Origin of the sequence: Kitasatospora sp. NPDC059571, assembly GCF_042735675.1 — a bacterium.
In the GTDB taxonomy this organism is placed as follows: domain Bacteria; phylum Actinomycetota; class Actinomycetes; order Streptomycetales; family Streptomycetaceae; genus Kitasatospora.
Genome location: NZ_JBHWBW010000768.1, coordinates 1 through 1,974 on the forward strand (window position 1 = coordinate 1; position 1,974 = coordinate 1,974).

A 1,974-nucleotide genomic window follows, 5' to 3' on the forward strand; every position below is an offset into this window, starting at 1 on the left:
GGGGGGGGGGGCGGGGGGGCGCGGGCGGGCGCGCCCGCGCGCGGGGTGCCCCCGGCTGTGTGCCACCAGCTCCGGGGCCCCCCCCGCCCGGGGGCCGGCCCCCCCGCGCGGGGCGCCGGGCCACGCCCCGGCGCTGCGGCCGGACGCCCGGCAGGGGGGCCGCCGCCGGGGCCGCGAGGCCCCGTCGGCCGGGGGCGGCGGCGCGGGCCGGGCCCCCGCCGGCTACGACACCGTCACCGTCTCCGTCCGGCACGGCCTGGAGACCGTCGACATCCTCCGGCTGCGCCGGGCCTGCGGGGCGGTGCTGCAGAGCGCCGGCGGCACGGCCGTCTCCTTCCTCGTCCCGGCCGGGACGGCCCGCAACTGGCACTTGCCCGGCAGCTCCTGTACGCCCGGTGCGGTCCTGCTGCCGCCCACCGACCCGCGCTGGCTGATGCCCCCCGCCGGACCGCAGTCCCTGGCCCGCCCCACCGACGCCTGGGTGCTCCGCTCGGCGCTGTGCGAGGCCGCCTGCACCCTGACCGCGGGCGGCCTCGGCCCGTTCTGACCGGCCCCGCACCGCACCCGGCCCCGGCGCCGGGCCGCACCCGAGCCCGCCCCGCCCGCCGCGGCAGGCCGGGCCGCACCCCGCTGAACTGCACCGACCGCCCGCACCGGCGCCCGGACGCCCCCCGGGCACCCCCGATAATGGGTGCCATGGGACGCAGCAACCGGGCCGGCCGAGCCCGTCCGCCCGCGGGGCCGGACGCCACCGCGGCCGCCGACGAGACCGCCCCGCCCGGCGGACGCAGCCACGGGCAGGGGCCGCTGGTCCGGCCCGTCGACTCCGGCACCGCCGAGCTGCGCCCCGACCGCGACCGGCCGCGCGGCTGGCACCTGCTGCTCGACGGCGCGCCGCAGTCGATGGTCGACCTGGACGACCCCACCCACCTCGGCTTCGAGTACCAGCGCCGGATCGGCCACCTGATCGACCTGGCCGCCCCGCCGGGCCGGCCGATCTCCGTGCTGCACCTCGGCGGCGGTGCCCTCACGCTGGCCAGGTACACCGCGGCGACCCGGCCGCGGTCCCGCCAGCAGGTCGCCGAGATCGACACCGCGCTCACCGAACTCGTCCGCAGCCAGCTGCCGTTGGAGCGCGGCTGGCAGATCAGGGTGCGCGGGGCGGATGCCCGTTCGGTGCTGGAGCGGGCGCCCGAGGGCGGCGCCGATCTGGTGATCGCGGACGTCTTCGCGGGCGCCCGGGTGCCCGCGCACTGCGCCACCACGGAGTTCGCCGCCCTCGCGGCCCGGGCCCTGGCACCCGGCGGCCGACTGGTCGTCAACATCGCGGACGGGTCGGCGCTGGCGTTCGCGCGGGCCCAGGCGGCCACGCTGCGCGCGGTCTTCCCCGAGGTGTGCCTGGTGGCGGACCCGGCGGTGCTGCGCGGCAAGCGGTTCGGCAACCTGGTCATGGCCGCGGCCGCCACCCCGCTGCCGGTCGAGGAGCTCGGCCGCCGGGTCGCCACCGATGCCCAGCTCGGCCGGATCGAACACGGCCGCGGGCTGGTCGACTTCACGGCCGGCGCGGCCCCGGTGGCGGACGCCGCCGCCGTGCCCTCCCCGGCGCCGCCGCCCGGCGTCTTCCGCTGAGCCCGCGCCGCCGCTCCGCCGGGCGCGGCCCGGAGCCCAGTGGTCCCGCGCCGGCCGGCGCCGGTCCGGGGTGCGGTGGCTCAGTGGCCGCGCGGCAGCCCGCGGTGCTTGTACATGGCGAACCCGGTGAGCAGCAGGCCAGCGGCGATCGGTGCCAGCACGGCCACCGCGGTGTCGGCGTCGGAGGCCACCACCGGGGAGACCGACAGCGCTCCGCCGGGGAGCCCGCCCGGCGGGCGGTCCGCACGGCCGGCCGCGGCCGGGACGTCGGCGGCCGCGGGCTGTCCCGTCGGGGCGGGCCGGTCGGCCGGCGGCCGGCCCACCGCCGCGGCGACGACCCGGGCC

2 protein-coding genes and 1 pseudogene are annotated in these 1,974 nt (G+C 81.6%); 2 read left to right on the top strand and 1 reads right to left on the bottom strand.

What is annotated here, in order from left to right:
- Together ACFV0G_RS38820 and ACFV0G_RS38825 are read left to right on the top strand one after the other, a co-directional pair.
- Positions 1-547 (top strand): hypothetical protein (locus ACFV0G_RS38820; protein ID WP_380558456.1); only part of this gene is annotated, 547 nt, incomplete at its 5' end.
- Between the two features lie 149 nt (positions 548-696).
- A complete protein-coding gene (locus ACFV0G_RS38825; protein ID WP_380558459.1) occupies positions 697-1,629 on the top strand; it encodes a spermidine synthase in 933 nt (310 codons plus the stop codon).
- Between the two features lie 80 nt (positions 1,630-1,709).
- Here the strand turns inward: ACFV0G_RS38825 and ACFV0G_RS38830 are convergent.
- Positions 1,710-1,974, bottom strand: a pseudogene (locus ACFV0G_RS38830) (hypothetical protein); the annotation flags it as partial.